General features: G+C 61.5%; 6 protein-coding genes and 1 tRNA gene. 3 read left to right on the top strand and 4 right to left on the bottom strand.

The window, feature by feature from the left end; all coding sequences use genetic code 11:
* From rimO to EOA28_RS22705, 3 genes are all read right to left on the bottom strand, one after another.
* The coding region (rimO, locus tag EOA28_RS22715) for a 30S ribosomal protein S12 methylthiotransferase RimO (protein WP_128315293.1) at positions 1–1071 on the bottom strand (1071 nt) is incomplete at its 3' end.
* A gap of 175 nt (positions 1072–1246) precedes the next feature.
* Positions 1247–1933, bottom strand: coding sequence for a TerC family protein (locus EOA28_RS22710; RefSeq protein ID WP_126060968.1), 687 nt, complete (start codon positions 1931–1933; stop codon positions 1247–1249).
* A 167-nt stretch (positions 1934–2100) separates the two neighbouring features.
* Positions 2101–2508, bottom strand: a complete 408-nt coding sequence (locus EOA28_RS22705) for a DUF930 domain-containing protein (RefSeq protein ID WP_126082738.1) — start codon at positions 2506–2508, stop codon at positions 2101–2103.
* Positions 2509–2735: 227 nt separating this feature from the next.
* Here EOA28_RS22705 and EOA28_RS22700 point away from each other — a divergent pair, with 227 nt between their 5' ends.
* Positions 2736–3002, top strand: a complete 267-nt coding sequence (locus EOA28_RS22700) for a hypothetical protein (RefSeq protein WP_127250951.1) — start codon at positions 2736–2738, stop codon at positions 3000–3002.
* Between the two features lie 100 nt (positions 3003–3102).
* Here the strand turns inward: EOA28_RS22700 and EOA28_RS22695 are convergent.
* Positions 3103–3192 (bottom strand) — tRNA-Ser (locus EOA28_RS22695).
* Positions 3193–3778: 586 nt separating this feature from the next.
* Here EOA28_RS22695 and EOA28_RS22690 point away from each other — a divergent pair.
* Positions 3779–5062, top strand: a complete 1284-nt coding sequence (locus EOA28_RS22690; RefSeq protein WP_128315292.1) for a septal ring lytic transglycosylase RlpA family protein — start codon at positions 3779–3781, stop codon at positions 5060–5062.
* Between the two features lie 94 nt (positions 5063–5156).
* On the top strand, positions 5157–5705 hold a 549-nt coding region (locus EOA28_RS22685; RefSeq protein WP_148670808.1), incomplete at its 3' end, for a serine hydrolase.

Here is a 5705-nt window from a genome sequence, read left to right as displayed (position 1 = left end):
GTGCCAGCGCGCTTCCTTGATTTCCTGCGGCACCTGTTCGAGCCCGAGGTCGTTGGAGCGCGCGCCCTTGACAGGCTCATATTTGAAGCAGCCGGCGCGGTCGATCTTGGCTTCGTCCAGCCAGTCGAGCAGCATCTGGAAATCGTCCTCGGTCTCGCCGGGGAAACCGACGATGAAGGTGGAGCGGATGGCGAGATCCGGGCAGACCTCGCGCCAGCCGCGGATACGGTCCAGCGTCTTTTCGCCATGCGCGGGGCGCCGCATGTTCTTCAGCACCTGCGGCGAGGCGTGCTGGAAGGGGATGTCGAGATAGGGCAGGATCTTTCCTTCCGCCATCAGCGGAATGACGTCGGCGACATGCGGGTAGGGGTACACATAATGCATGCGTATCCAGATGCCGAGCTTGCCGAGCTCCTCGGCAAGGTCGAGGAATTTCGCCCGCACCTCGCGGTCGCCGAACATCGATGTCTGGTACTTGATGTCGACGCCGTAGGCGCTGGTGTCCTGCGAGATGACGAGGATTTCCTTGACGCCGGCCTTGGCCAGCTTTTCAGCTTCGCGCAGCACATCCGCCGCCGGCCGCGAGACCAGATCGCCACGCAGCGCCGGGATGATGCAGAAGGTGCAGCGGTTGTTGCAGCCCTCGGAAATCTTCAGATAGGCGTAGTGGCGCGGGGTGAGCTTCACGCCCTGCGGCGGCAGCAGATCGACATAAGGGTCGTGGCTGGGCGGAGCCGCCTCGTGGACCGCCGCCATCACGCTCTCATAGGCCTGCGGGCCGGTGATCGCCAGCACATTGGGATGTTTCTCGCGGATGACGTCCGGCTCGGCGCCGAGGCAGCCAGTGACGATGACGCGGCCATTTTCGGAAAGCGCGGAGCCGATGGCGTTGAGCGACTCGTCGCGGGCGGAATCGACGAAGCCGCAAGTGTTGACAACGACGAGGTCGGCGCCATCATGCTTGCGCGCGATCTCATAGCCTTCGGCGCGGAGCCGCGTGATGATGCGCTCGGAATCGACGAGCGCTTTCGGACATCCAAGACTGACGAAACTGACGCGTGGGGCGGACATAAATTTTGTTTTCCAAGAGGTGAAGGCGAGATCGAGGATTGAGCCTTTGGCTCTGAAGGTCGATCTACGGCGCGGCTTTGAGCCATTTCGCGCGGCGCAATAGCACGCTTCGGCACAGAAGCAAACCTGCCGCCGGCCAGGACAAGAGACTCGGCAACCTATCCCTTAACGAGCATCAGTGACCGTCCGATCCGAACCAGGGCGCCAGGAAGGCAAAATGGTCGGGGAACTGCTGCACGGCGCCGCCGAGAAGCATGTTGATCGCCACGTACAAGATGATCAGCAGGCCGATATAGGCGATCCAGCGATATCGATGCAGCAGCCGGGCGACAAAGGAAGCGGCAAAACCCATCAGGGCGATCGAAAGGGCCAGCCCGATGATCAACACCGTCGGATGCTTCATGGCGGCGCCGGCGACGGCGAGCACATTGTCGAGCGACATCGAGACGTCGGCGATGACGATCTGCCAGGCGGCTTGAGAGAAGGTCTTGCGTGCTCCCTTGCCGGCGACGGATCCGTCCTTGTTGTAGTCGCTGTTCGACAGCGCTTCGGTCGCATCGCGCTCGTCGTCATGGCTGACGCGCAATTCGCGCCACATCTTCCAGCAGACCCACAGAAGCAGAAGCCCGCCGGCGATGAGCAGCATCGGGCCGATGCTCAGCAGCCATTGCGTGATGAGGGCGAAGACGATGCGCAGGACTGTCGCCGCCGCGATGCCGACAATGATGGCGCGCTTGCGCTGATCCGCCGGGAGGCCGGCGGCCGCGAGGCCGATCACAATTGCGTTGTCGCCGGCGAGCGCGAGATCGATTGCGACGACCTGAAGGAGAGCTGAAACGCCTGCGGCAGTGAATATTTCCATAGACTAGAAATCCCTTGCCTGAAACGCGGGTCGCCCAATACCCAGACGGCCCTAAAGGCATGGTTCACCGGCGTCAAGACGCAGGTTCGGACATCGCCGGAAAACGGCGCCGCCAGCGCAAGCCCTCAATCATTTCGGGTGTTCGCCGGTCAGGCGGCGGGCGGGAACTAGTCGTAGAGATTGTATTTGGCCCAGTCGGATTCGGGGATTTCGTCACCGATCTTGTAGCGGAACTGCAGCACCTGCATATGGTCCGGCGCGGTCTGGCATTTGAACTTCAGCCGGTACCATTGGCCCTTGCTGCGGAAGGCGGCGCCCGAGCTCTTGATGGCATCGGCGCTCATCTGCGGCGTGGCGAAGGCGTAGGCCACGACCCGGTCGGCCTTGTAGTTGCGATCGTCGTGGCTGATCCGGTCGAGCACTTCTGCGTCGCACCGCTGCTCGAGGCGGGTTTCGGGATCGAGTTTCATCAGGCCGGCGCGCAACGCATTGTCCATCGCCTTGGCCGGCAAGACCGGCGCCAGCGACGCCAGAACCATCAGGCAGAGCTTTTTCATGGGCGCGAGAAGCAGCATATTTTGTCCGAGAAATCAAATAAACGGTGTTTCACCAACGATTGACCGCCATGGGTGTCAGGATCGCTTCGGCCCACCAACCAATACAAGCAGCGCACAACTCTTGGCGGCTGTGACTTGCAGAATCGCTAGTGCGCATAAAGGCCGTCGTTGGGGCAACATGTAGTTGACGTCACGTTAATGCAGGCGCAATCTATTTTTCGGGTTGTGCAGGTGAGGGCGTTTTAATGAAATTCGTTGTGTTTGGCGTAGCAATGGTATTGGCCGCCACCGGAGCAGCCGTTGCGAAAGAAAAGAAAAAGGTAGCCACCGCTCAGGCAGCAATCTCTTGTCCTGCAGCACATATGAAGGCTGGCAGCGGCAAGCCGGCACCGAAACTGGATTGCAAATCAACAGGCACGGTGGTTGTTGCGCGTCCGTCAAATCAGGCCGCAAATTTCCTGGACCATCGCTTGGGGTACGACACCGATCCGTGGATCCCAACTGGTTATTGATGGCCAACTTCGGCTTGCCGGGCCTTTTCATATCCGGTTAGGCTAAAACTTATGCCACAGCCCGACGGTTTGGCTTAAGTTATTGATTTTATTGGAATTTTGGCGGAGGGAGTGGGATTCGAACCCACGGTGAACTTGCGCCCACGCCGGTTTTCAAGACCGGTGCCTTAAACCGCTCGGCCATCCCTCCATCGTGATCTTCACGAGGCGCTTCGTCCTGTTAACAGCAAAACCGTGCCGACAAGAACGCATGCGCTCCATGCTCTAGTGCGCCGCGCAAAGATCTGTCAATCGCAGGACAGGCTCAATCATATTCTCGGGAGCCGGGGGCAATCCCAGGAAGCCGGTCAGATGCAATTGACAATGCCGCCAAGACCTTGCCAATCTCTACCTGCTAATGTTCTAACGGGGGAATTGATGAAAAAGATTTATGAGAAGCCGGTTTTGACGAAGCGCCAGAAGTTGTCTCGTGCGACGGCCCAACAGCTGCCGTCCAACGTGCAGCCGCAATAGCAGGACAAACCCGCACTCTTATTCGGATTTGACGCGCTGGCGATCTTGTGGCCGGCGCTATTGGCAGCAGGGCGTTCTCGAACGAGCACGGACTTTCCGAGCGGCATTCTGCACTCATGCCACAATCTCGCCCTGTTGCGGCCATAATCGATTAACATCGTGATAAGCAATTCCTGTGCAAAAGGGATTGCGGATCAAGGTGTTGGCCTAACGGGCGACCTCTGGCTCCGTCGGGTGCAGCACGGTAGGGGACAATCGAAAACATGCAGACTCCGACGCGCCCGCGTCTTCGTCGCGCTTCTGCTTTCGCCCTGTGCGCCCTTTCGGGCCTGCTGCTGGCTGCCTGCGCCTCACAGCCCGAGCCGAAGGGGATGGTCTACAAGAAGGCCCGTCCCAAGGAATATTTCGCCGAATCCGAATATGGCGTGAAGGCAAGCCCGCGCGTCCAGTTCATGCGCCGGGGCGGCGGCCGCGACCAGCTCGGCAGGCCCTACCAGGTTCGCGGCAAGTGGTATTATCCGAAGGAGGATAAGAAGGGCTTCACGAAGGTCGGGCTGGCCTCCTGGTATGGCGATGCCTTCCACGGGCGTTTGACCGCCAATGGCGAAGTCTATGACATGACGCATCTGACGGCGGCGCATCCGACGATGCCACTGCCGAGCTATGCACGCGTCACCAATCTGGAGACCGGCAGTTCCGTGATCGTTCGCGTCAACGACCGGGGTCCCTATCATGAAGGCCGCATCATCGACGTCTCCGAACGCGCCGCGCAAATGCTCGACTATGACAAGGTCGGCACGGCCCGGGTCAAAGTCGAATATGTCGGCCGCGCGCCGCTCGATGGCGACGACGACCAGTATCTGGTGGCGTCCTACCGCCCCGGCAACAAGCGGCCGGATCCGTCGGACGGCCTGCCGACCGGTGTGATGGTGGCCATGAACGGCCCGTCGCCGAGCCTCTCGGTGGGCGCGCCGCCGGCCGTGCCGTTCCCTGGACAGTTGACCAATTCGGGGCAGGCCTTTGCCGCGCAGCCGGGCCTGTCGGAGCAGCCGGCCGTGCAACCAGCAGCGTTCTCGGCGCAAGATGCCAGTGATGTCGTGCTGCCCGATTTCGGACCGATCGTGCCGGAGCGGCCGGATCTCGGCCTGCCGCCGAACTCGCCCTTCGCCATGGCTTCCCTGTCCTACGCGGATGAGCGGGTGAAGCGCGCCGATGTCTTTGCCGCGCTCGATGCCGGCGGCATGTCGCCGGCCGATATCCTGGAATCGTGGAAGAAATCGAACCGCCAGGAACAGGCGCCTGGATCCGACTACGTCGCCGCCGGTTCCTTCGACGAAGCCGCCGACGCCAAGCGTGTGGCCGCGGCGCTCGAGCCGTTCGGCCGGACCGAGATCCAGCGCACGGAGATGGACGGCAATGACTGGTACGCGGTCAATGTCTATCCGGATGGGCACGGCAGCATTGACGACCTGCTCCAGGCAGCCTGGTCGCATGGCGCGCCGGACGCGCTGGTTGTGCGAACTGATCAAATTTGCACTGCACGTTGATCCGGCCGAAAAAACCCTGCTAGCTTGGCCGCGGGGTAGTCTTGGCGCAATTCCGGGCGACTCTCCGGTTTTGCTCAGATTGGGTCGACATTTCATGCAATTGCGCATTCTTCCGCCTTTCGCCAGCCTTCTGGGATTGGTGCTGGCGCTGTTGTGCGCCGCCCCGGCTGGCGCGCAGCTGTTCGAGACCAAGGCGACTCAGGCGTTCATGATCGATGTCGACACCGGCACGGTGCTCTTCGCCAAGGACCCCGACAAGCCGATCCCACCGGCCTCGATGGCCAAGCTGATGACGATGGAGGTGGTCTTCAACGCTCTCAAGGCGAAGCGGATCACGCTCGACGACACGTTTGTCGTCAGCGAAAACGCCTGGCGCACCGGCGGCGCGCCGTCCGGGACCTCGACCATGTTCGCCAAGCTCAAATCCGAGGTCCGCGTCGAGGACCTGATCCAGGGTGTCACCGTGCAGGCCGCCAATGACGGCTGCATCGTGCTTGCCGAGGGCATGGCCGGCTCGGAAGCGAATTTCGCCGCGCAGATGACGGATCGCGCCCGCCAGCTCGGCCTGTCGAAATCGACCTTCGTCAATTCGACCGGCCTGCCTGCCGACGGCCAGCAGACGACGGTGCGCGAGCTGAAGATG

The organism is Mesorhizobium sp. M2A.F.Ca.ET.067.02.1.1 (assembly GCF_004023285.1).
Lineage (GTDB): Bacteria > Pseudomonadota > Alphaproteobacteria > Rhizobiales > Rhizobiaceae > Mesorhizobium.
This window is presented reverse-complemented; position numbering and strand designations above follow the sequence as displayed.